This window comes from bacterium (genome assembly GCA_035295165.1).
Taxonomy (GTDB): Bacteria; Sysuimicrobiota; Sysuimicrobiia; order Sysuimicrobiales; family Segetimicrobiaceae; genus JAJPIA01.
Window position 1 is genome coordinate 43,201 of record DATGJN010000091.1, and the last position, 22,243, is coordinate 65,443.

Here is a 22,243-nt window from a genome sequence, read left to right on the forward strand (position 1 = left end):
TTGATCTGGAGGAGAGAACCGATGTGCCATCCTCGGCGAGGGGGTGTCTGATGAGCGATTCTGATCGTGATCTGCTCGCGAAGCTGAAGGCGGTTCAGGTCAGCAGGCGTGCGTTTCTCAAGGCGGCGGCGACGACCGCGGCCGGCGCGGCGATCGCATCCCGCGCGCCAACCGCGCAGGCTCAGTCGGCGGCACCCGCGGCGCTGAGCCCGTCGTCGCTCCTGCCGTCGGGCCGCTACGGGTCGGAAACCTCCGGGGGCACGCCCAAAAAGGGCGGCACGCTCATCTACGGCATGGAGGGACCGTCGGACATCCTCGACCCGCAGGCCACCGGGTGCTGGCTGACCTATCGCGTGACGTACCAGATGTTTGAGGGGTTGATTACCGAAGACCTGACGACGATCGATCGCGTCGCCCCGCCGCTTGTCGGACGGCTGGCCGAGAGCTGGCAGTTGAGCGACGACAAGCTGACCCGCACGTTCAAGCTTCGGAAGGGCGTGAAGTTCTCCGACGGCACGGACTTCGATGCGAAGGCGGCACTTTGGAATTGGCAGCGGATGTGGGATAAGAAGGCTTCCCAGTACTACGGTCGCGCGAACAGCTATTGTTCGTACGTGGTCGACGCGATCAAGGACGTTTCGGTTGTCGACGACTATACGTTGAAGATGACGTTCGCGACGCCGTTCGCCGAGTGGGAGCGCATGACGGTGCAGAGTTTCGGCGAGCCGCTGATGATCAGTCCGGCGCAGGCGCAGAAACTCGGCAACCAAAACTTTGCCGCGCACCCGGCTGGGACCGGCCCCTACAAGGTGGCCGAGAACGTCCCCAACGATCACATCACGCTCGAGCGATTCGATGGGTACTGGGGACCCAAGCCGAACGCCGACCGGCTCGTGTTTCGCCAACTCGACGATCCGAGCACGCGCGTCGCGACGCTGCGCAAGGGCGAAGTCGATTTCATACTTGCGCCGCCCCCCGATTCCGTTGCCGCGCTGCGGAACGAGGGGTACGTGGTCCTGGCCAGCCACGCCCCGCACATCTGGTATTTCGCGTTCAACCTCAAGGACCCCATCGTCGGCAAGGACAAGCGTATCCGCGAGGCCATTATCATGGGTGTCGATCGCGAGAGGATGTGCAGCGACCTGCTCAAGAACACCGCGACCGCCGCGTATTCGATGCTGTCGCCGGCGACGCTGGCCTACGATCCGAGTTACAAGCCGTACCCGTACAACCCCGCGGCCGCCAAGAAGCTGCTAGCCGAGGCCGGGTATCCCAACGGATTCGAGACGACGCTAGAAACCTCCACGGCCGGCTCCGGACAGATGATCCCGGTGTCGATGATCGAGTGGATCCAGCGCGATCTCAAGAAGATCGGGGTCACCGCACACATCAAAACCTACGAGTGGGTGACCTACATCGGTATGCTGTTCAAGGGCCGGCCCGCCGGCACCGGGGCCTCTCAGCTTTCGTGGGGGATGACCTCGAACTACTGGAACGACATCGTCTTCCGTTCCACGCGACAACCTCCCAACGGTGTCAACTACGGCTTCTACGGGAACCCTCAGGTCGACAAGCTGCTCGATCAGGCGCGTTCCGAGTTCAACGATACCGCGCGGGCCGCGTTGTACAGGAAGGCGGATCGGATCGCGATGGGACAAGACGTCGCGTTCTGGCCGATCTGCAACGACCTCAACATCGTCGTGCTGAACAAGAAGGTGCGCGGGTTTGTCAATCCGCCCGAGGAGTGGTTCCAGCTGTCCACTCCGTGGGTCGCTGGCTAAGAAGCGAGAAGATGGCGGGGCCGGTCCGCGCGCCGGAGGCCGCGGGCCGGCCCTCTCGTCGCGTTCGTGACGTGCACGAGCTGCCGCTCATCGCGATTGAGTCGCCCGTCGGTTGCGGCCTCGCCGCCGCGCGGCGGATCTTCGAGGCGCCGGTTGAGCTACTCCGGCTCTGGCCGGGTGTCGAAGAAGTGCGGACGGTCCGCGACGCCTTCGCCGTGACCCAGCAGCTCGACTTTCCGTTCTGGGGGGTTCTCCGTCAAGAGTTTGTGGTCCGGATGTACGAACGTCCGCGCGACCGCCGTCAACGATACGCGATCTGGCAGACCGACGGCTGGCTCTTCGATCGCGCCGTCTTCTGGAAGCTGCGCTCGACGAAGCAGGGCGTCGCGCTGAACTTCGGCAGCCAGCACGCGCTCAGCAGCGCGCGCTTGGAAGAAGCCGTGAACGTGTATCGGGCCCGCACGATCTGGCCGATGCGTCACGACGCCGATGCGATCCTCGAACGACTCGTGCTCTCGTTCCTCCACGATCGGCTCGTCGAACTCGACCGAGCCTATGTGGAGCGCGTTCGGAAATGGCTCGGCGCGCGATCCGATTCCGCGGCGATACGGCGCGGAGCGTCAGGCCCCATCTGACAGTGTGGACGGCGCGGGACCGTGGCCCCGCGCCGCTGCCCGCAGCCTCGAGGTTGCCGGTTCGTCCAACTCGAAGTCCTCGGGCAGCAACACCGTCTCATTCTCCGACGCCAGCTGGCGAATCGCGACGCCGTAGTGATCACGCGCTTCGTCGAGGCGCACGTACCCGTTGAGCACGTCCCGCAGCACGGCGCGCGGATCGCGCGCGAACGGCTCGCCGAACCCGCCGCCCCCGGCGAGTTCGAGCACGGTGCGCCGCTCGGGCGCGAGTTGGTGCGTGCTCTTGAAGTCGAGCCCCTCGCCCGTGTCGAGGACCGTACGCGCCGGCGCGCCCGCGTGGCCGCCTTCGACCCCTTCCGCCGGGAATCGTGTGCGATCCGCGGTCGCGGCCACTCCGTAGGTCCGGCCCGTTCGGATCGCGAGCTCGATCGTCTGCCCGAGCCCTCCTCGGTAGCGGCCGGCGCCGCCGGAGCCGTCCCGCAGTTCGCGTCGGTGGATGAGCACCGGTGCGAGGGTTTCGGTGACTTCTGCGGCAGTGCCTGCGACCCCGCTCGGAAACCCGGTGGCGGAGAGGCCGTCCTTCCCGGCCCGCGCCCCCATGCCGCCGAGGCAAAAGAACGTGTACGTGAAGGGGTCGTTGGACGTCTCCCCGTGGACGGTGATCAGGCACACCGAGTCGGCTCCCGCGGCCATCGCGCGGTCGCGCGCCGCGGAGCCCAGCGCGCGGAAGATCGTGCCCGGGAGAAAGTGTCCGACGATTGCGCGGGCTCCGACGGGCGCAGGTGGCTGCGCGTTCAAGATGCAGTCGGGGGGCGCGATCACGCGGATCGGCCGGAAGCTTCCGTCGTTGTTGGGGACCTCCGGGCTGATCGCTGCCTTGATCGCGAAGGTGGTGTAGGCCTCCGTGTAGTTCAGCGGGACGTTGATCCCGCGCCGGTTCCGCGGGGAGGTCCCTGTGTAGTCCACGGTCACGGTGTCGCCGGCGACGACTACTCGGGTCTTGATGCGAATGGGGCGGTCGAACCCGTCCGCGGCCGTCTCGCTCGAATATTCGCCGTCGGGCAGCGTCGCGATCGCGCGCCGCATCGCCTCCTCGGAGCGACGAATGATCGTCTCCGACACCGCGTCGAGCGTGTCGAGCCGGAACTCCTCCATCAGCGCCAGCAGGCTCCGGGCGCCGACGTCGTTGCACGCGACCTGGGCGTGGACGTCCCCGAGCACGGGCACGGGGGCGCGGACGTTCGCGCGCAGGATACGGAACAACGATTCGTTGGGCTCGCCGCGCTCGTACAGTTTCATGATGGGGATGTATAGGCCTTCCTCATACACATCGTCCGCGTCCGCGGAGAACGGACGCCCCCCGATGTCCAGCGCGTGGCACGTGTTGGCGAAGAGCCCCACGAGCGTCTGGTGCAGGAAGACCGGTGTCGCCACGGTCAAATCGTGGAGGTGCCCCGACGTCTGCCACGGGTCGTTCGTGATGAGGACGTCGCCCGGGCTGAGCGTCTCCGCCGGGTACGCCGCGAGAAAATGCTTCATCCCAGTCGCCATGGAGTTGATGTGGCCCGGCGTGCCCGTGACCGACTGCGCGATCATGTGGCCCCGCCGATCGAACACGGCGGCCGACAGGTCCTCCGCGTCTCGGACGATCGGTGTGAACGCGGTGCGAATCAGCGCGGCGGCCTGCTCATTCGCCACCGAAATGAGACGCTGCCAGAGCACCTGCAGGACGATCGGATCGCCCAAGTCCGTCATCGGTGCACGCGCCTCTCTCCGGACGTCGCCGTGCCTTCCCCGCGCGAGCCCGCGAGCTCCACCACGACGCTCAGGAACGCGTCCACACGGGCGCGGGCCCCGGGGCCGACGACAACCGTAGACTCACGTTCCTCGATGATCGCCGGGCCCTCGACGGTCGTCCCCGGCCCGAGCCGGTATCGATCGTACACCGGCGTCTCGACGAACGCTCCGGTGTCCCCGAAGTACGCGCGGCGCGAGCCCTTGCGCGCGTCCGGCGCGGCGCCGGCGTCAGGCTCGCCGGCGGCCAGCTGGAGGCCGGGCCGGGGCCCCCGGACGGTCACGCGCCAGTTCACAACCTCGAGGCCCGACCCGGGCACCGTGCGGCCGTACAGGTCGCGGTACTGTTGCTCGAATGTGCGTCGAATGTCGTTGACCCGCGAGGCGTCCAGCCTGCCGGCGGGCGCGGGGACGTTGACGTCGGACCCCTGCCCTTCGTACCGTAGGTCGCACGAACGCCGCACGCCGATCTCGGCGTCTGCGAGTCCGGCCGCCGAGAGCAGCGCGCGGCCCTGGCGCTCCATGTCGTCGAGGAACACGTTGACCCGCGTCCAGTCGAGCTCCGACAGGCGCGCGTACCATCCCTGGACGAACTCGAAGGACAGCGGGGCCGTGAGGAAGCCCACGGCGGAGGCGACGCCCGCGCCGGGCGGCACAATGATCGACGGGGATCCCAGAAGGGCCCCGACCCCGTGCGCGTGCACCGGACCGGCGCCGCCGAACGCAAAGATCGAGTACGCGCGCGGATCCTTCCCCCGCTCGATCAGGTGGACATGGGCAGCGTTCGCCATGTTCTCGTTCACGATGCGATGAATCCCCCAAGCAGCGTGAATTGGGTCGAGCCCCAGGGGGCCGCCGACGTGCTCCATGACCGCGCGGCTGGCCCGCTCGAGATCCAACGGCATCCGCCCCCCGAGGAAGTAGTCGGGGTCCAGGTACCCGAGGAGCAGATCCGCGTCCGTGACGGTGGGGAGCGTGCCGCCGCCCCCGTAACATGCGGGGCCGGGCTTCGCGCCCGCGCTCTCCGGTCCGACGCGGATGAGGCCGAGTTGGTCGACGCGGGCGATGCTGCCGCCGCCGGCACCGATCTCGATCATCTCGATCACGGGAATCCGCACGGGGAGCCCGCTCCCGCGGGCGAACCGGTATACGCGCGCCACCTCGAACCCCGGAGCGACGAGCGGCTCGCCGTCGTCGATGACCGCGAGCTTCGCTGTGGTGCCGCCCATGTCGAAGGACAGCAACCGGGGCGTGCTCGCGAGGCGGCCGACGTTGCCGGCGGCCAGCGCTCCGCCCGCCGGCCCCGACTCGAGAATCCGAACGGGAAGCTCGCGCGCCGTCGCGGTCTTGATCAGCCCGCCGCTGGATTGCATGAGGAAGAAGGCCCCGCGAAATCCGGCGGTGTCCAGCTCGCGCTCGAGCCGCGCGAGGTAACTGTCCACGCGCGCCTGCACGTACGCGTTGCACAGCGTTGTGGAGGCGCGCTCATACTCCTTGATCTCGGGCGCCACGCGCGACGACAGCGAGATCCGGAGACGCGGGGCGGCAGCGTTCGCGATCTCCGCGACGGCGCGCTCGTGTGTGGGGTTGCGGTAACTGTGCAGGAGACAGATCGCGAGGGCTTCGATGCCGCGCTGTTCGAGTCGCCGAAGCAGCTGTGCGACCTGGTCGCGGTTCAACGGGTGGATGATCTCGCCATCTGCGGACACCCGCTCCTCGATGTCGAAGCGAAGATGCCGGGGCGCAAGCGGCTCGGGGGCCTCCAGCAGTACATCGTACATGTCGTAGCGCTGCTCCCGCCGGATCTCGATCGCATCCCGGTGTCCCTGCGTCGCGAACAACGCCGTGGGCGACCCAGTGCGCTCGATCAAGGTGTTGATCGCCAACGTGGTGCCGTGTACCAGCACCTCGACGTCTTTCAGCGACGCCCCCGCGTGCGCGACGGCCTGTCCGACCGCGGCCATGACGCCGTCGGACGGATCGGGATATGTCGTAAGCACCTTTTCGATGGTGATCCGCCCGGAGCGGTCGTCCACAAGGAGGAGGTCCGTAAACGTCCCCCCGATGTCCACACCCATACGCATCGTCATCACCCAGGGAACGCTGTCGTGGAGCGAGGGGCTTGGTCTCTCGCAAGGAACGCCGGACACTGGTGTTCTGTCATGCTTCATCTGAGTCCTCTCGCGTCACGAGGTGGCGGACAGCCCCGCCGCGAACAGTGGTGCGACCAGCACCTGTCTCGGATCCGGCGTCCCTTGGTCACCAGATGACGACGCTCACACCGCTACGGCACTGCTCCCTTCTGTTGCGCGTATGTGCGTGCGCAGACCACGCAAGGAGGGCAATCGATGTCCGATCAGACGTCCTGGCTGCACGAGCGCACGTGGCCCGAGATCAAGGCGTACCTGGAGCGGGACGACGTGGTGCTGCTTCCCGTGGGCTCGACTGAGCAGCACGCGCGACACCTCCCGGTGATGACGGATGCGGCGGAGGCGATCGCTGTCGCGCAGGGGGCGGGCGCCAGGGCAGGCGTGCTGGTGGCCCCACCGGTATGGTACGGATGGACGCCTCATCATATGGCCTACCCGGGAACGATCACGCTTCGGGCCGAAACGCTGACGGCTGTGGTCGAGGATGTGTGCCAGAGTCTCTTCTATCACGGATTCAAGCGCATCATCATCATCAACGGGCACCGGTTGGCCAACCTTCCGCCGATCGAGATCGCCGCGGTGAAGGTACGAAACCGCACGGGGGGCTACGTTCTGCTCTTCGACCTCTCGTTGAGCGCGCGCGTGGAGATCGGTGCGATTACGTCGGGGCAGCCTGGCGCGGTGGGGCACGCGTGCGAGGATGAGACGTCGCAGATGCTCCACAGCTATGGGCACCTCGTAAAGATGAGCGAGGCGCGTCGCGCGGTCCACCCGCCAAGCGGGCGTTTCTGCTTCGCGGGGTTCGCGACCGTAGATCCGGCGGTGGCCGGCGTGAACTTCGTGTGGGCGCCGTCGACCCCCAAGGAGTTTCTCGCACGCTCCGGGCCAACCGGAGTGAGCGGGGACCCGACGCTGGCGAGCCCGGAAAAGGGTCGGCTGATCTTTGAAGCCCAGGTGAACAACTTGTGCGAATTGATCGCCGCGACTCGCCGTGTTGCCGTGGAGATGCGTCCGTTCGACATACCCATTTGAACGCGACCGGAGGGCGTCCAGATGATCGACAAAGCGATTGCGGCGGGCGTCACGCGGGACGCTTTCGAGCGAGCCCGTGCGAAGGTGGCTCCGCACGTGCATCACACACCGTTGCTGACGTCGCGGCTGCTCAATGACGCGACCGGTTATCGCGTCTACCTCAAGGCCGAGATGTTTCAGCGGACCGGGTCGTACAAGATTCGCGGACCGCTCAACAAGTTCAGTACGCTGACCGCGGAGCAAAAGGCGCGTGGCGTTATCTGTTCGTCGGCGGGGAACCACGCACAGGGCGTTGCCCTGGCCGCACGCATCGAAGGGATGCCGGCGGTCGTCGTCATGGCGGAGAACGCCACACCCTCCAAAGTCGCCGCAACGCGTGCGTATGGGGCCGAGGTCGTGTTGCACGGGACAATCTGGGATGAAGCGAACGAGAAAGCCCTTGAGCTGGTGCGCGCCAGAGGCATGACCTATATTCACCCATTCGACGATCTGGATCTCATCACCGGGCAGGGGACGCTGGGGCTGGAGATCTTCGACGATCTCCCCTCGATTGACGCGGCGGTGGTGCCGATCGGCGGCGGCGGGTTGATCTCCGGCGTGTCGATGGCGCTCAAGGCGCTGAAGCCGTCCGTGCGCATCTTCGGCGTGGAGTCCTCGGGCGCGCCCGGCATGAAGCGGAGTGTCGAGGCCGGGCGCGTGGTGACGCTCGACCATGTCGACTGCATCATCGATGGCCTGCGAGTGAAGCGGGTCGGCGAGGTGACCCGGTCGGTCGTGAGCCGGTTTGTCGATGAGATCGTGACGCTGCCCGACGAGCAGATTTTCGCCGGGGTCCTGTGGCTGATGAACTATCAGAAGCTTGTGGCGGAGGGAGCCGCGGCCGCCACGGTGGCGGCGCTACTCCGCGGACTGATCAACATGCCGGCGGGTTCGAACGTGGTGTGCGTGTTGAGCGGGGGCAACCTGAACCTCGAGCAGCTCATTGGGTTGAAGTGGAACTAGGGTTCACGCTCGGATGGATGTGTCCGCCCGACGCGGTCGGGACCAGCCGGGCGGCCCCGCCGAAGTTCGGCAATGACGTCGTCGGTCGAGGCGACCTTGCCAAACCACCGTGCGAACGTGAGGAGCGCGCTGTTGTGGGACGCGTCGTCAAGCGTGGCGCAGGCGTCCTCGACGATGACGCCGTTGAATCCGCGGTCCACGGCGTCTCGGGCCGTGGTCTCGACGCACACCTCGGTCCCCACGCCTGCGATGACGAGCGTGCGCACCTCCAAGTTGCGGAGGACTCTGTCGATGTTGGACGCGTTGAACGCGCTGTTCGCGGTTTTGTTGATCACGAGTTCACCCGGTCGAGGCGCGATCTCATCGAGGACGCGGTGCTCCGGGGTGCCCACCGGGTGGGTGACCTGGAAGCCGAGGGAGCGTTCTTCGAGCCGATACCGGCGTCGGAAGTTTGGCGACAGGTCGCTGCCGTCCGCGAGCACCGGGCCCAGGGTCAAGTAGATGACCCGCAGCCCCGCCGCACGAAACACCTCGAGCAGACGTTGGAGGTTCGGGATGACGGTGTCTCGCAGGCGGCTGAAGTAGTACTGCGCGCGACTGGGATCAACCGTCGCAAAGACCTTTCCGAGTCCATAGTCCGGATGCGCGTCCATGTACTGCATATCGACGACGACCAACGCGCTTTCCTCGGGGACGAGAGGAAAGTCCGGTACCGGTAGCCGCCAGGTCGCAAGCTGTTCTCGCCAATGTCCCATCTCGATTTTATAAATTCTGGGCGTGCATGGTGGCTCCTCGTACCTCCGGCTGCAGATATCGCCGTCCTCGCCACGGATGCCGCGTTCTCGTGAGACACGGAGCGGCGGCGCGCGCCGCGCGGTGTGCGCTCCGCGCCACGCGTCCAGCGCCGCAAGGCGTCCGACGAGCGGCACACACCTGTTCGCGTGACGGTACTCTGGATCACCCCGCAAGATGGTGTTATGATCGTGGCAAGTCGAAGCGCTCCGTAGGCCAGGTGCGGTAACGGCACCACCGTTCCGAAGGCCGGTCTCGCTAGGATCCGCGAAGATCCACGAAGGGGGGCGACGATGATCCCCGCGAGTTTTTCGTACCACCGTCCCGCCTCGATCTCAGAAGCCTCGACCCTGCTTGCCAAGTACGGCGACGACGCCAAGATCCTCTCCGGGGGACAGAGTCTCATCCCGCTGATGAAATTGAGGCTTGCCTCGCCGCCGCACATCGTCGACATCAACCGGATCCCGGGATTGACGTACCTTGAGGAGCGCAACGGCGTGCTGCGCATCGGCGCGCTCGTACGCGAGTCCGATCTCGAGAAATCGGAGCTCGTCCGGACCCGTTATCCGATTCTCCACGACACGAGCAGGATGATCGCCGACCCCATCGTGCGCAATCTCGCGACGGTCTGCGGCAACCTCGCCCACGCCGATCCCGCGAACGATCATCCCGCGACGATTCTGGCGCTCGGGGCCGAGATCGTGGCTACGGGACCCCGCGGCGAGCGGACGATTCCCGCCTCCGGGTTCTTTACCGGGCCCTTCACGACCGCGCTGGCGCCCGGCGAGATCTTGACCGAGATCCGGGTACCGGCGCCGCCGGCCCGAAGCGGTGGAGCGTACTTGAAACTGGAGCGCAAGGTTGGGGACTTCGCCACGGCGGCGGTCGCGGTCCAACTGACCCTGGCGCCGGACGGCACCTGCCAGCGGGTCGGCATCGGCCTGACCAACGTGGGGTTGACACCGATCAAAGCCGTGCGCGCCGAGGCGGCCCTCGAGGGCAAGCGGCCGGACGAGGCGACGATCGCGCGGGCGGCTCAACTGGCCGCCGAGGAGTCCGAGCCCGCCGAGGACCTGCGGGGTTCCGAGGCGTACAAGCGGGATCTGGTGCGGGTCTTCACCGCCCGAGCGCTGCGGAAGGCGCTCGAGCGAGCCGGGAAGGGCGGGTGAGCGCGATGCGCGTCCAGACCACCATCAACGGCGAGAAACGCGAGGTGGACGTCGAACCGCGCCTCCTCCTGGTGCACATGCTCCGCGATGTCCTCCGGCTGACCGGCACCCACATCGGGTGCGACACCACCCACTGCGGCGCCTGCACCGTGCTGCTGGATGGGCGGCCGGTCAAGTCGTGTACAGTGTTCGCCGTCCAGGCCGACGGCCGGGAGCTGATGACGGTCGAAGGCCTGGAGCAGAACGGGCAGCTGCACCCGCTCCAGGAGGGGTTCATGCAGGAGCACGGCCTCCAGTGCGGCTACTGCACCCCCGGCATGTTGATGACCAGCTACGCGTTCCTGAAGGAGACCCCGAACCCCACTGAGGGCGACATCCGCTGGGCGATCTCCGGCAACCTCTGCCGGTGTACCGGGTACGTCAATATCGTGAAGTCCATCCAGTACGCCGCCGCGAAACTGCGGCAGGGAGGCGCGTGATGGTGCCCAGGACGTCGCCCGAAGTCGGAGGGATGGGCCATTCGATCAAGCGCAAGGAAGACCCGCGCTTCATCCGCGGCAAGGGGACCTACGTCGACGACGTGCAGTTGCCCGGGATGCTCTACCTGGACATCGTGCGGAGCCCGTACGCGCACGCCAAGATCAAGAAGATCGATATCTCCAAGGCGCTCGCGATCCCGGGCGTGCTCGCGGTGATCACCGGGAAGGACCTCGAGAAGTACAATCTCCACTGGATGCCGACGCTGATGTCGGACACGCAGATGGTGCTCCCCGTCGACAAGGTGATGTACCAGGCGCAGGAGGTGGCCGCGGTCCTCGCGACCGAGCGCTACATCGCGGCCGACGGCGCCGCAGCGGTGGAGGTCGACTACGAGCCGCTGCCCGTCGTCGTCGACCCGAAGAAGGCGCTCGAACCGGGCGCGCCGGTGCTCCGGACCGACAAGAAGGACAAGAAAGACAATCACATCTGGCACTGGGAGTGGGGCGACGGGGCCGCCACCGACCGCGCGTTCCAGGACGCCGACGTGACGGTCAAGGAAGACATCTACATTCCACGCATCCACGTCGCGTCGATCGAAACGTGCGGTTGCGTCGCCGATTTCGACCGGGTGCAGGGGAAGCTCACCGTCTGGATGACCACGCAGGCACCGCACGCGATCCGCACCGTGTTCGCGCTGGTCGCGGGGCACGTCGGCCTGGCCGAGCACAAGATCCGGATCATCTCCCCGGACATCGGCGGCGGGTTCGGCGGCAAGGTCCCGGTCTATCCGGGGTATGTCATCGCGGTCGCGGCCTCCGTGCTGACCGGGAAGCCGGTCAAGTGGATGGAAGACCGGATGGAGAACCTCCAGGCCGACTCCTTCGCCCGCGACTACCACATCACCGCCGAGCTCGCGGCGAAGAAGGACGGTCGGCTGACGGCGCTCCGGATCAAGACGATCGCCGACCACGGCTACACCGACGCCGCGGCCAACCCGTCCAAGTTTCCCGCCGGGCTGTTCCACATCTGCACCGGTTCGTACGACTTCAAGGCGGCCCACGTGGAAGTGGACGGTGTGTATACCAACAAGCCACCCGGGGGGATCGCCTACCGCTGCTCGTTCCGCGTCACCGAGGCCGTGATGACGATCGAGCGGATGGCGGACAACATGGCGCACCAGCTCGGGATCGATCCGGCGGAATTCCGCATGAAGAACTTCATCCGGCCGGACCAGTTCCCGTACAAGTCGGCGTTGGGGTGGGAGTACGACAGCGGCAACTACGCCGGCGCGCTTCTGAAGGCGATGGAAAAGATCGGCTACGCGGACCTGCGCCGCGAGCAGACGGAGAAGCGCAAGCGGGGCGAACTGATGGGGATCGGCATCAGCAGCTTCACCGAGATCGTCGGTGCCGGCCCGTCGAAGGACTTCGACATCCTTGGGCTCAAGATGTTCGACAGCGCGGAGATCCGCATCCACCCGACCGGGAAAGCGATCGCGCGGTTCGGCACGAAGTCGCAGGGCCAGGGGCACGAGACCACCTACGCCCAGATCATCGCGGAGGAACTCGGGATCCCGGCCGCCGACATCCAGGTGGAGGAAGGGGACACCGACACCGCCCCCTACGGCCTCGGTACGTACGCGAGCCGGTCCACCCCGGTCGCCGGCGCGGCCACGGCGATGGCGTCCCGCAAGATCTTGACGAAGGCCCGCAAGATCGCCGCCTACCTGCTCGAGGCGGCCGAAGAGGACCTGGTGTGGGAGCCCGGCAAGTTTTCGGTGAAGGGCGCGCCGCAGCGTTCGAAGACGATCCAGGACATCGCGTTCGCCGCGTACACGAACCACCCGCAGGGCATGGAGGCGGGGCTCGAGGCGGTCTCGTACTACGACCCGCCCAACCTGACCTACCCCTTCGGGAGCTACATCTGCGTCGTCGACATCGACAAAGGGACCGGCGAGGTGAAGATCCGCCGGTTCGTCGCGATCGATGACTGCGGCAACATCATCAACCCGATGATCGTCGACGGGCAGATCCACGGCGGCCTCACCATGGGGCTCGCGCCGGCGCTGTTCGAGGAGATCTCCTACGATGAGAACGGCAACATCCGCGGGGGCAGCTTCATGGACTACCTGCTGCCCACGGCGATGGAAACGCCGAGTTGGGAGACGGACAAGACCACGACGCCGTCTCCGCACCATCCGCTCGGCGCGAAGGGCGTCGGCGAGTCGGCCACCGTGGGCGCCCCGGCGGCGATCGCGAACGCGGTCGTGGACGCCCTGTGGCACCTCGGGGTGCGGAACATCGACATCCCGATCACGCCCGCGAAGGTGTGGAAGGCGCTGCGCGACGCGAAGGTTACGGAGTAGAGAGGCGGCTCGGTGGCCGTCGCCGCTCGCGCGACCGCGGAGGTTCTGCCTGCCGCCGGGGAGGGAACGGCCGGCCCCGGCGGCGGGTGCGTGACGCTGGAGCGGCGCACGCATGGCGCTTGATCTCCTCGCCCTGACGCACGAGCTGGCCGCTTCCGGCGAGCCGTTTGCGCTGGCCACGGTGGTGCGCTGCGACCGCCCGACCTCAGCGAAGCCGGGGGCCAAGGCGGTCGTGCGCAAAGACGGGACGATCTCGGGATGGGTCGGAGGGAGCTGCGCCGAGCCGGTGGTCGTGAAAGAGGCGCTGCGGGCCCTCGCGGACGGTCATCCGCGGCTCATCGCCCTCGTGGGTGAGGGCGGCACAGGGCCCGGAGAGCGGGAAGGCGTGCTGGAGTATCCCATGACATGCCACAGCGGCGGGACCCTCGAGATCTTCGTTGAGCCGATGCTGCCGAGGTTGCACGTGGTGCTGGTCGGGAAAGGGCCCGTGGTCGAGACGCTGGCGAAACTCGGCGGGGCGATGGACTTCGCCGTCGAGCGCGTCGCGTCCGAGGCCTCCGTGGAGCGGGTGTCGCAGGTGCACGTGACGCGTCAAACGTTCATCGTCGTCGTCACCCACGGCACCTTCGACGAAGACGCGGTCGAGCGCGCGCTTCGGACCAACGCGCGATACGTGAGCCTCGTGGCCAGCCGGAAGCGCGCGCAGGCGGTCCTGGGGGTCCTGCGCGACCGAGGCGTGCCGGCCGAGCAGCTTGGCCGGCTCAAGGCCCCGGCCGGACTCGACATCGGCGCGGTGCACCCGAACGAAATTGCCGCGAGCATCTTAGCAGAGATCGTCCAGGTATCCAGGAGCGAGGCGCGCGCGGATGCCCCGGGCGTTGAGGGGGTGGTCGCGGCCGCCGAGACCGTGGCCCGGGACCCGATCTGCGGCATGGACGTCGAGATCGCCTCTGCGACGTACCGGTCGGACGTCGGAAGCCGGAGCTTCTATTTCTGCTGTGCCCGCTGCAAGCGCGTGTTCGACAAGGATCCCGCGCGATACGTAGAGGGCGCCGCCGGATAGGACGCGTGCGCACCGCCTGGCGGGCGCGAGGCAGGCGCTGCATCTCCGCTGTCCGCCAGGGCCACACGGCGCCCGCCCTGCCGGCCACCCGGTCGGGTCTGCCACCTCCGCGACACCGCCCTCTTCCGACGCCCCCGGCGGGAGGAGAACACGTGGGCAGGTCGGAAGACCGACTCGCGTTCCCCCGGCTTGTTGCTCGTGTGCGATCTTCGACCGCCCGTCTGGGCGACTCGCGAAGGGGGTGAGCCATGAACCGGAGCGCCGGCAGGGCCTTTCGAGAGGCGCGGGACTTCTTGATCGCGCGACGCGAGGACTACGAGGCCGCCTATCAGGGCTTCATGCCTCCGGAGCCGTCGCACTTCAACTGGGCGCTGGATTACTTTGGCGGGTACGCCGAGGGGAATCATCGCGCCGCGCTTCGGATCGTGTCGGAGTCTGCGCCGGAGGAGGCGCTGACGTTTGCCGAGCTCAGCGAGCGGTCGAATCGCGTCGCCAACTTCCTGCGCGGCCGCGGCGTTCGCCGGGGCGACCGGATCCTGCTCATGCTCGGGAACGTCGTCCCTCTGTGGGAGGTCACGCTCGCGGCGATGAAGCTCGGCGCGGTGGTGAGCCCCGCGACGACGCTGCTCAACCGGGCCGACCTCGAGGACCGGATCGCGCGGGGTGGGCTCGGGCATCTCGTCGTCGATGCCGCCGCGGCCGAGCGGCTCGGCGGGTTTCCGGGACCCGGGACGCGGATCGCGGTCGGCGGCGCGGTCGCGGGCTGGACACCGTACGCGGACGTCTACGCGGCGCCCGCGCGCTTCGCGCCCGACGGCGAGACTCGGGCGAGCGACCTGCTGCTGCTGTACTTCACGTCCGGGACCACCGCCAAGCCCAAAATGGCCATGCACACGCACCGGAGCTACCCGGTCGGGCACCTCTCCACGATGTACTGGCTCGGCCTGCGCGAGGGCGACGTCCACTACAACATCAGCTCCCCAGGCTGGGCCAAACACGCCTGGAGCAGTCTGTTTGCGCCCTGGAACGCTGGCGCCACGATCTTCGTGTACAATCAGCCGCGCTTCGACGCCAAGCAGATCCTCGGCGCCGTGGCGCGCGGCGGCGTGACGTCGCTCTGCGCGCCTCCCACCGTGTGGCGGATGCTGATCCTGGAGGATCTGCCTGCTTACCCGGTGCGGCTCCGCGAGGTGGCGAGCGCGGGCGAACCGTTGAATCCCGAAGTGATCGAACAGGTGCGCGCGGCCTGGAATCTGACGATCCGGGACGGATACGGACAGACCGAAACCACGGCCCTAGTCGGGAATACCCCGGGCCAGCCGGTCAAGCTCGGGTCGATGGGACGGCCGCTGCCCGGCTATCGTCTGGCGCTCCTGGACGCGGCAGGGCAGCCGGCCGACGAGGGCCAGATCTCGGTCGCGCTTCGCCCCCGCCCCGTCGGGTTGATGGAGGGATACCTCGGCGGTCCAGAGGCGGACGCCGCGCGCGCCGGAGACTACTATCTGACGGGCGACGTGGCGTCGCGGGACGGGGACGGCTACTTCTGGTACGTCGGCCGGGCCGACGACGTGTTCAAGAGCTCGGACTACCGAATCAGCCCGTTCGAGCTCGAGAGCGCGCTGATCGAGCACGCCGCGGTCGCCGAGGCCGCGGTGGTCCCGAGCCCGGACGCGATTCGGTTGAGCGTGCCGAAGGCGTTCCTCGTGCTCAAGCCCGGCGTCGAGCCGACCGAGGAAACGGCGCGGGCCATCTTCACGTTTGCGCGCGAGCGCCTCGCCCCGTACAAGCGCATCCGGCGCCTCGAGTTCTGCGAGCTCCCGAAGACCATCTCGGGGAAGATCCGGCGAATCGAGTTGAGAGAGCGCGAGCAGGCGCGCCACGAGGAGAAGCGACGCGGCGTCCAGGAGTTTTGGGAGGAGGACTTTGTCGAGTTCAGTCGCTGAGACCGCGCGTCTGACCCGGCAGCGGTCCAGCAGGCGCGTCGTACGGTGACGCGATCGCGTTCTGCGATGGAACGCTCCATGAGGGAGGCACAGAGATGAACGTGGCGACGGCCGTGGCCGAGATCCTCAAGCGCGAGGGCGTGACGTTTCTGATCGGCTACCCCGTGAACCCCATCATCGAAGCGGCGGCGGTCGCCGACATCCGGACCATCATCATTCGGCAGGAGCGGACCGGGCTGCACATGGCCGACGCGGTGAGCCGGCTGTCCTCGGGACAGACGATCGGCGTGTTCGCGATGCAGCACGGCCCCGGCGCGGAGAACTCGTTCGGCGGCGTGGCGCAGGCGTACGGCGACTCAGTGCCGATCGTCGTGCTGCCGGCCGGTTATCCCCGCCGCCTCACCAACGTGCCGCCCAACTTCAACTCCGCGCTGAACTATCGCCACGTCACCAAGTGGTCGGAGCAGGTGCTGCTCGCGCGCGAAGCGCCGGCCGCGATGCGACGCGCGTTCACGCAGGTCCGGACCGGCCGGCCGCGGCCGGTGCTCGTCGAGTTCCCGACCGACGTGCTCGTCGAGGAGATCCCCGAGCCCCTGACCTACCGCGCGGTGACGGGCGTGCGCACCGGCCCGGACCCGCAGGCGGTCGAGGCGGTCGCGGACGTCCTCGTCGGGGCCGCCCGTCCGGTCGTGTACGCGGGGCAGGGCGTGCACTACGCGCGCGCGTGGGCGGTGCTTCGCGAGCTGGCGGAGTGGCTCGGCGCCCCGGTGACGACGAGCCTCCAGGGGAAGAGCGCGTTCCCGGAGACTCATCCCCTGTCGCTTGGATCGGGAGGCCGATCCGTCCCCCAGCCCGTCCACGAGTTCTTGCAGCGCGCCGACGTGATCTTCGGAATCGGCTGCAGCTTCGCGACGACCAACTACGCCGTGCCGATGCCGCCCGGCAAGGTCCTCATCCACGCCACGCTCGACCCGGCCGACCTGAACAAGGACGTGCCGGCGGACCATGTGCTGCTGGGTGACGCGGGGCTCACGCTCGACGCGGTGCTCGCCGCCGTGAAGGAGCGGGTGCGGACGCCCCGCCGCGAGCAGGCGGCGAAGACGGCCGCCGAGATCACGGCGGTCCGCGGGCCGTGGCTCGAGCGGTGGATGCCGAAGCTGACGTCCGGCGAAGTGCCGCTGTCCCCGTACCGGGTCATCTGGGACCTGCTGCACACCGTCGACGTGCCCAATACGATCATTACGCACGACGCGGGCAGCCCGCGCGACCAGCTTTCGCCGTTCTGGGTCACGGAGGCGCCGCTGTCCTACATCGGGTGGGGCAAGACGACCCAGTTGGGGTACGGGCTCGGGCTCGCGATGGGCGCGAAGCTGGCGCAGCCGGAGAAGCTGTGCATCAACGTCTGGGGCGACGCGGCGATCGGGTTTACCGGCATGGACTTCGAGACCGCGGCGCGCGAGCGCATCCCGATCCTCTCCGTGTTGTTCAACAACTTCAGCATGGCGATCGAGTTGCCCATCATGCAGGTGGCCACGGCAAAGTACCGGAGTACCGACATCTCCGGCAACTACGCGGCGCTCGCGCAGGCGCTGGGCGGCCACGGAGAGCGGGTGACGGAGCCGTCACAGATCGTGCCGGCGATCCAGCGCGCGGTGCGGAAGACTCAGGAGGGGACCCCGGCGCTGCTGGAGTTCATCACGGCCAAGGAGATCGAGTATTCGATCTTCAAGTAGCGCGACCCGTTCACGCCGATACTACGTCGGCGACTTTCGGAAGGACGCGCTCGCCGAGCGACGCGGTGGGTGGTTCGTCGGGTTTTTTGTCCCGCGGGGAGTGCGTCGAACCAACCGCGTCGAGGTGAAGTACCAGGAGTTTCCTGCGGGTCCTACCGGACACGCGATGAAGACGGAGTCGAAGATGATCGAGTGCACGCTGCTCCTCAGCGGCAGGGTCCAGGGACGCATCGCCGGGCACCGCATCGTGCTCTCAGCGGGGCAGTACTTCGTCGTCGCGCCGGGCGTCGTCAGCAACGTGCCCGAGCGCGTGCTCAGCAAGCGTGCGAACTTTCTCGTGATCAAGGCCCCGAGCGTGAGAGGTTCGAAGACCGTCGTCGGAGCTCAAGGACGCGGCCCGGGCACGCGCGCGGCGAAACTCCTGGGCCGGCGTTCCATCGCGTCCGGTTGAGGGAGGCGCCCATGGAGCCGGTGTCGCCTCAGATCGATTTCGTACACTTTTTCGATTATGTGGTGCGCGCGCGGGCCGTGCTCCTAGACTGGATCCTCGCCCAGCCGGCCTCCGTCTACGCTCGGGACTTTCCAATCGGGTTGGGTTCGATTCGCATGACGCTGGTGCATCTCGCTGCCGCGGAATGGAATTATGCCAACCGGCTGGCCGGCATCGACTACGGTCCCGGGGACAACCCGTTCACGGTGGACCATTTCCCCGATCTGGCGCCGCTTGCGAGCGCTTGGCGGCAGCAGGCTGAGACGACCCGCGGGGCGTTGGTCCGCATGGGTGATGCGACCCGCCGCATCGAATACCTTTCGCGTTCGTTCAGCCCGCCGATGCGCACGGAGACCACGGCCGGTGGCATCGCGGGCCAACTGCTCTTCCACGAGGTGCATCATCGCGCCCAGGTGATGGCCATGCTCCGGCAGGCGGGTGTGAGCGCGGAAAACTTGGACTATTCGCGTCTGATGTGGAGACGCACGCCCATGGTGGACCATGACGCATGACGTCTCCCTATAGTGTGCCAAAGGCGGTGGGAGACCCGTCCCCAAGGGAGACGCGTCGCGATGCAGCACAGGCCGGACGAACTACTAAGCTGTTCCGTCCCTAACGCGAGGCCGCGGAGACAGATCACGATTCCTCGTGACGGGATGTAGCACATATGCTACACTAGAGCTATGAAGATTATTCCTCAACGGGAACTACGAAACCGAATCGGGCAAGTGCTGCGGCAAGTGGAGCGTGGCCAGGAAGTGCGAATTACCGTAAACGGCCGGCCCGTCGCCGACCTCGTCCCAATCGGCGGAGCCCGACGGAATTTCGTGCCGCGTGATGCGGTTGCACGACTCATCGAGCGTGCCCCGCTCGACCGCGCATTCACGAGGCAGATAACGGCAGTGACCGGCGCCACTATAGAGGAGCTGTGACCTTCCCTACCGGTGCGAGCGATCGCGGATTGCTCGACACATCGGTGTTCGTCGCCCGGGAGAACCAGCGGCCACTCGGGGCGTTGCCGGACACCGTGGCGGTGTCGGTGGTGACGATCGCGGAGTTGTATCTCGGGGTTGTGATGGCCGAGGATCCGCAAGTTCGCGCGCAGCGTCTCCGCACGCTTTCCGCTGTTGAAGCCTTGTTTGACCCGTTGCCGATTGATGCCGCGGTCGCGCGGGCCTTTGCGGAGCTCGCGGCCGAGGCGCGGTGTCAGGGCAAGCGTCCCAAAATCATGGACACATGGATCGCGGCCACCGCCGTGGCGCTTGACCTCCCCGTGTACACTCAAGACGAGGACTTCCTGGCTATTCCGCGCGTGCAGGTTATCCGCGTGTGACCCTTCCCGAACGCCCGTATCGAAATGACGATCTGAGGGCGCACGAGTCGCGGCGCGGAGGTTCAGTTGTCAACGCAACAGGATACGGACGGGAACACCTAAACGCGCTGAACCCGTAGGGTGGTGCCCTGGGTAGGGAGGCTAAGATGCACGCGTTGGTGTGGCGCGGTCCCCGGTCGATGATGCTGGAGCAGGTCGACGAGCCGAAGCTCCGATCGAGCGAGGCGATCATCCGGGTAGAGGCCGTCGGTATCTGCGGTTCGGAGCTTTCCGGCTACCTCGGCGAGAGCAGCATCCGGAAACCACCGCTGATCATGGGGCATGAGTTCTGCGGCCGCGTGGAGGACGTCCCCCCCGGCAGCCGCCTCGTCCGCGGTCAGCGGGTCACGGTGAACCCGTTGCTGTCGTGCGGCGAATGCCGCGCCTGCCGCGCAGGCGCTCAAAACCTCTGCGCCCGGCGGGAGATTATCGGCGCGCACCGCGCCGGCGCGTTTGCGAATCTGGTTGCGGTTCCTGTCCAGAACTGCTATCCAGTGCCCGCGGAGATGGGGCCGGTCACGGCCGCGATGACGGAGCCGCTGGCGTGCGCGGTGCGCGCGGTCGAGCTCGCCCAGATCGCGCCCGGTGACAGCGTGCTCGTCCTGGGGAGCGGTACGATCGGACTGTGCGTGCTGGCGGTGGCCCGGCGCGCCGGCGCTGGTGTGCTCGCCTGTACCGACACGAACCCCGCGCGTCTTCGCACGGCCCTCGCCTGGGGCGCCACGCACGTGTTCGACGGAACCGCCGACGCGGCAACGGGTGCACAGGCACTCACCGGCGGCGCGGGGGTCGACGTCGCCGTTGACGCCGTCGGGCTGACCGTCACACGTCAGACGGCCGTTCGCGCGGCCCGGCGCGGCGGGCGCGTCGTGCTCGTGGGGTTGCACGAGGCCGAATCCGCGTTTCCCGTGAACGACATCGTGCGGAACGAGACGGCGATCACCGGGTCATTCGCCTATCGGGCGGAGACCTTCGAGCGCGCGTTCTCGTTACTCGGCGCGGGGATCCTTGAGGCGGGCCCGTGGCTGGAGGAGCGACCGCTCGAGGACGGGCCCGCGGCGTTCGAACGGCTCTTGGGCGGGGACGTGAGCGCGGCCAAGATCATCCTCGCGCCGTAGCGACGAGGGTCGCGCGCACTCGGCTGCGGGGTAGGTCGTCTGGACTGCGGTATCCGGGATCGGGGCGCCGGACGTAGGGCGATCGTCCGGGACGCAGGATGCCCACCGCGAACCGGGAATCTTGGCCCCTCGGAACCAAAAGAAGGGGGGACTTCATCCCATGAGTGCTCCTGCTGCCCCTGAACAGTCGCAGCGGTTGCTCGCGGCGCTCGCGTACCCGATCTGGATCATCGCGTTGATCATCGTGCTCACCGACATCAAGAAGGACCCATTCATGCGGCACCACGGGTGGACGGCTCTCTTCTGGGCCATCGGGTGGGTCATTCTGTTCTTCGCGTGGGTGTTCGTGGCCAGCCTGCCGTTCCTGCACTGGTTGTTCTTGTTCTACCCGCTCCTGTGGCCCGTGTTTATCGTGGTGTCGATCTACTACGCGGTCCAGGCGTACAACGGGCGGGAGTTTTCCATTCCGTTTGTGAGCGACTGGGCCCGGAAGTACGCGGCGTGACACCGACGGCAATCTTCTCGCGTGGCGGGAACGCGCATCGCGCGAGCCGACGGAGGCGTCGGACGGCGCCGCGGCGCTAGAATATGTCGATGCGCGCCGCCATTTGGGTGTCGGTGTCGATCCAGAACCGGACGCCCGCGTATTCCATCTTGCGCATGCCGGGTTGCCCGGCCGTGAGCGTGCCGGGCTGTCCCATGGCCAGCGTCACGTTCAACAGGCTGGAGCCGCGCGCGCCCCTGGGTCCCGATGTGTGGAGATTCTGCGGCGTGGCGTAGGCGGGCAGGTACCGCACGTTCACCTGGGTGATCCGGTTGTCGGGAAGGCACGTGACCGCGAAGCCGCTGGCCGCCGCGGGGACCTCGCTTCCGTGGGACGTGTTCGTGTACCAGCGGTACTCGCGAAGGCGCACCGGCGTCTCCGTGAGCACGGCGCTAGATCGATACGGCCCCAGGGCCGCTACGGCGCGCGCAAGCGGCTCGCCCAACAGCACCGGCCCAATGCGCTGACCGGGCACGATCTCGTGGGCGGCGTCGGCGTACGCCGCGCCGCCGATGAGGCACGCGGCCACGGTTGCCGCAGCGAGACCCCTCAGGCTCAGAACGACATGCATGTGCATGATCGCGTTCTCAACGTCCCGATCAACTCCTCCCGGCGCGGTCGCGCGGCTCCGGGAGTGCCGTCCACCGATCACGTGGTCCGCGGACGCCGGGGCGAATGCGATGACCATGGACACGTCCCGAGCCAGCCCAACCGGAGCGCCGGGACGACCGCGGCCGCTGGTCCCGAGTTCAGGGGGAGGCCCTTCACAATCTGGCCGCG

General features: G+C 67.5%; 20 protein-coding genes. 16 read left to right on the forward strand and 4 right to left on the reverse strand.

Annotated elements, in window-relative coordinates:
* Positions 1 to 50: 50 nt before the first annotated feature.
* Positions 51 to 1,781 (forward strand): ABC transporter substrate-binding protein, encoded by a 1,731-nt coding sequence (locus VKZ50_15100; protein ID HLJ61051.1) that lies wholly within the window; start codon positions 51 to 53, stop codon positions 1,779 to 1,781.
* 11 nt (positions 1,782 to 1,792) lie between these two features.
* On the forward strand, positions 1,793 to 2,416 hold the full coding sequence (locus tag VKZ50_15105) for a hypothetical protein (GenBank protein HLJ61052.1): 624 nt from the start codon (positions 1,793 to 1,795) through the stop codon (positions 2,414 to 2,416).
* On the opposite strand, the gene VKZ50_15110 is transcribed toward VKZ50_15105, so the two are convergent.
* Together VKZ50_15110 and VKZ50_15115 are read right to left on the reverse strand one after the other, a co-directional pair.
* Positions 2,402 to 4,171 (reverse strand): hydantoinase B/oxoprolinase family protein, encoded by a 1,770-nt coding sequence (locus VKZ50_15110; protein ID HLJ61053.1) that lies wholly within the window; start codon positions 4,169 to 4,171, stop codon positions 2,402 to 2,404. The two genes, VKZ50_15105 and VKZ50_15110, sit on opposite strands and share 15 nt — an antisense overlap.
* A complete protein-coding gene (locus tag VKZ50_15115) occupies positions 4,168 to 6,294 on the reverse strand; it encodes a hydantoinase/oxoprolinase family protein (protein ID HLJ61054.1) in 2,127 nt (708 codons plus the stop codon). The genes VKZ50_15110 and VKZ50_15115 overlap by 4 nt, the downstream gene beginning before the upstream one ends.
* Before the next feature lie 264 nt (positions 6,295 to 6,558).
* On the opposite strand from VKZ50_15115, the gene VKZ50_15120 reads away from it, so the two are divergent.
* Both VKZ50_15120 and VKZ50_15125 read left to right on the forward strand, forming a co-directional pair.
* The gene (locus VKZ50_15120; GenBank protein ID HLJ61055.1) at positions 6,559 to 7,392 is read left to right on the forward strand and encodes a creatininase family protein; all 834 of its coding nucleotides are present in this window, start codon (positions 6,559 to 6,561) and stop codon (positions 7,390 to 7,392) included.
* A 21-nt stretch (positions 7,393 to 7,413) separates the two neighbouring features.
* Positions 7,414 to 8,394: a threonine/serine dehydratase gene (locus tag VKZ50_15125; GenBank protein ID HLJ61056.1), complete on the forward strand. Its 981-nt coding sequence runs from the start codon at positions 7,414 to 7,416 to the stop codon at positions 8,392 to 8,394.
* Here VKZ50_15125 and VKZ50_15130 read toward each other — a convergent pair.
* On the reverse strand, positions 8,391 to 9,149 hold the full coding sequence (locus tag VKZ50_15130; protein HLJ61057.1) for an isochorismatase family cysteine hydrolase: 759 nt from the start codon (positions 9,147 to 9,149) through the stop codon (positions 8,391 to 8,393). The genes VKZ50_15125 and VKZ50_15130 overlap by 4 nt on opposite strands.
* Before the next feature lie 330 nt (positions 9,150 to 9,479).
* Here VKZ50_15130 and VKZ50_15135 point away from each other — a divergent pair, with 330 nt between their 5' ends.
* The 12 genes from VKZ50_15135 (at position 9,480) to VKZ50_15190 (ending at position 21,424) form a co-directional block, all read left to right on the forward strand.
* Positions 9,480 to 10,355, forward strand: a complete 876-nt coding sequence (locus tag VKZ50_15135) for a xanthine dehydrogenase family protein subunit M (GenBank protein ID HLJ61058.1) — start codon at positions 9,480 to 9,482, stop codon at positions 10,353 to 10,355.
* Positions 10,356 to 10,360: 5 nt separating this feature from the next.
* The gene (locus tag VKZ50_15140) at positions 10,361 to 10,834 is read left to right on the forward strand and encodes a (2Fe-2S)-binding protein (protein ID HLJ61059.1); all 474 of its coding nucleotides are present in this window, start codon (positions 10,361 to 10,363) and stop codon (positions 10,832 to 10,834) included.
* On the forward strand, positions 10,834 to 13,200 hold the full coding sequence (locus tag VKZ50_15145; GenBank protein HLJ61060.1) for an aerobic carbon-monoxide dehydrogenase large subunit: 2,367 nt from the start codon (positions 10,834 to 10,836) through the stop codon (positions 13,198 to 13,200). The genes VKZ50_15140 and VKZ50_15145 overlap by 1 nt, the downstream gene beginning before the upstream one ends.
* A gap of 112 nt (positions 13,201 to 13,312) precedes the next feature.
* On the forward strand, positions 13,313 to 14,263 hold the full coding sequence (locus VKZ50_15150) for an XdhC family protein (GenBank protein ID HLJ61061.1): 951 nt from the start codon (positions 13,313 to 13,315) through the stop codon (positions 14,261 to 14,263).
* A 248-nt stretch (positions 14,264 to 14,511) separates the two neighbouring features.
* Positions 14,512 to 16,206 carry an AMP-binding protein gene (locus VKZ50_15155; GenBank protein ID HLJ61062.1) on the forward strand — a complete coding sequence of 565 codons (1,695 nt, stop codon included), beginning with the start codon at positions 14,512 to 14,514 and terminating at the stop codon, positions 16,204 to 16,206.
* Between the two features lie 95 nt (positions 16,207 to 16,301).
* Positions 16,302 to 17,939, forward strand: a complete 1,638-nt coding sequence (locus tag VKZ50_15160; GenBank protein ID HLJ61063.1) for a thiamine pyrophosphate-requiring protein — start codon at positions 16,302 to 16,304, stop codon at positions 17,937 to 17,939.
* Positions 17,940 to 18,105: 166 nt separating this feature from the next.
* A complete protein-coding gene (locus VKZ50_15165) occupies positions 18,106 to 18,390 on the forward strand; it encodes a hypothetical protein (protein ID HLJ61064.1) in 285 nt (94 codons plus the stop codon).
* Between the two features lie 11 nt (positions 18,391 to 18,401).
* Positions 18,402 to 18,941, forward strand: a complete 540-nt coding sequence (locus tag VKZ50_15170) for a DinB family protein (protein ID HLJ61065.1) — start codon at positions 18,402 to 18,404, stop codon at positions 18,939 to 18,941.
* A 171-nt stretch (positions 18,942 to 19,112) separates the two neighbouring features.
* Positions 19,113 to 19,361 (forward strand): type II toxin-antitoxin system prevent-host-death family antitoxin, encoded by a 249-nt coding sequence (locus VKZ50_15175; protein HLJ61066.1) that lies wholly within the window; start codon positions 19,113 to 19,115, stop codon positions 19,359 to 19,361.
* Complete coding sequence (locus tag VKZ50_15180; protein ID HLJ61067.1) at positions 19,358 to 19,762, forward strand: PIN domain-containing protein; 405 nt, start codon at positions 19,358 to 19,360, stop codon at positions 19,760 to 19,762. The genes VKZ50_15175 and VKZ50_15180 overlap by 4 nt, the downstream gene beginning before the upstream one ends.
* A gap of 146 nt (positions 19,763 to 19,908) precedes the next feature.
* Positions 19,909 to 20,919, forward strand: a complete 1,011-nt coding sequence (locus VKZ50_15185; protein ID HLJ61068.1) for a galactitol-1-phosphate 5-dehydrogenase — start codon at positions 19,909 to 19,911, stop codon at positions 20,917 to 20,919.
* A gap of 160 nt (positions 20,920 to 21,079) precedes the next feature.
* Complete coding sequence (locus VKZ50_15190) at positions 21,080 to 21,424, forward strand: DUF4870 domain-containing protein (GenBank protein HLJ61069.1); 345 nt, start codon at positions 21,080 to 21,082, stop codon at positions 21,422 to 21,424.
* A gap of 76 nt (positions 21,425 to 21,500) precedes the next feature.
* Here the strand turns inward: VKZ50_15190 and VKZ50_15195 are convergent, their stop codons facing one another.
* Complete coding sequence (locus VKZ50_15195; GenBank protein ID HLJ61070.1) at positions 21,501 to 22,151, reverse strand: hypothetical protein; 651 nt, start codon at positions 22,149 to 22,151, stop codon at positions 21,501 to 21,503.
* Positions 22,152 to 22,243: the final 92 nt, after the last annotated feature.

Excerpts from the sequence above, each read along its gene's own strand:
- VKZ50_15100 (HLJ61051.1), top strand. The coding sequence starts at position 51 with ATGAGCGATTCTGATCGTGATCTGCTCGCGAAGCTGAAGGCGGTTCAG.
- VKZ50_15105 (HLJ61052.1), top strand. The coding sequence starts at position 1,793 with ATGGCGGGGCCGGTCCGCGCGCCGGAGGCCGCGGGCCGGCCCTCTCGT.
- VKZ50_15110 (HLJ61053.1), bottom strand. The coding sequence starts at position 4,171 with ATGACGGACTTGGGCGATCCGATCGTCCTGCAGGTGCTCTGGCAGCGT.
- VKZ50_15115 (HLJ61054.1), bottom strand. The coding sequence starts at position 6,294 with ATGCGTATGGGTGTGGACATCGGGGGGACGTTTACGGACCTCCTCCTT.
- VKZ50_15120 (HLJ61055.1), top strand. The coding sequence starts at position 6,559 with ATGTCCGATCAGACGTCCTGGCTGCACGAGCGCACGTGGCCCGAGATC.
- VKZ50_15125 (HLJ61056.1), top strand. The coding sequence starts at position 7,414 with ATGATCGACAAAGCGATTGCGGCGGGCGTCACGCGGGACGCTTTCGAG.
- VKZ50_15130 (HLJ61057.1), bottom strand. The coding sequence starts at position 9,149 with ATGGGACATTGGCGAGAACAGCTTGCGACCTGGCGGCTACCGGTACCG.
- VKZ50_15135 (HLJ61058.1), top strand. The coding sequence starts at position 9,480 with ATGATCCCCGCGAGTTTTTCGTACCACCGTCCCGCCTCGATCTCAGAA.
- VKZ50_15140 (HLJ61059.1), top strand. The coding sequence starts at position 10,361 with ATGCGCGTCCAGACCACCATCAACGGCGAGAAACGCGAGGTGGACGTC.
- VKZ50_15145 (HLJ61060.1), top strand. The coding sequence starts at position 10,834 with ATGGTGCCCAGGACGTCGCCCGAAGTCGGAGGGATGGGCCATTCGATC.
- VKZ50_15150 (HLJ61061.1), top strand. The coding sequence starts at position 13,313 with ATGGCGCTTGATCTCCTCGCCCTGACGCACGAGCTGGCCGCTTCCGGC.
- VKZ50_15155 (HLJ61062.1), top strand. The coding sequence starts at position 14,512 with ATGAACCGGAGCGCCGGCAGGGCCTTTCGAGAGGCGCGGGACTTCTTG.
- VKZ50_15160 (HLJ61063.1), top strand. The coding sequence starts at position 16,302 with ATGAACGTGGCGACGGCCGTGGCCGAGATCCTCAAGCGCGAGGGCGTG.
- VKZ50_15165 (HLJ61064.1), top strand. The coding sequence starts at position 18,106 with ATGAAGACGGAGTCGAAGATGATCGAGTGCACGCTGCTCCTCAGCGGC.
- VKZ50_15170 (HLJ61065.1), top strand. The coding sequence starts at position 18,402 with ATGGAGCCGGTGTCGCCTCAGATCGATTTCGTACACTTTTTCGATTAT.
- VKZ50_15175 (HLJ61066.1), top strand. The coding sequence starts at position 19,113 with ATGAAGATTATTCCTCAACGGGAACTACGAAACCGAATCGGGCAAGTG.
- VKZ50_15185 (HLJ61068.1), top strand. The coding sequence starts at position 19,909 with ATGCACGCGTTGGTGTGGCGCGGTCCCCGGTCGATGATGCTGGAGCAG.
- VKZ50_15190 (HLJ61069.1), top strand. The coding sequence starts at position 21,080 with ATGAGTGCTCCTGCTGCCCCTGAACAGTCGCAGCGGTTGCTCGCGGCG.
- VKZ50_15195 (HLJ61070.1), bottom strand. The coding sequence starts at position 22,151 with ATGGTCATCGCATTCGCCCCGGCGTCCGCGGACCACGTGATCGGTGGA.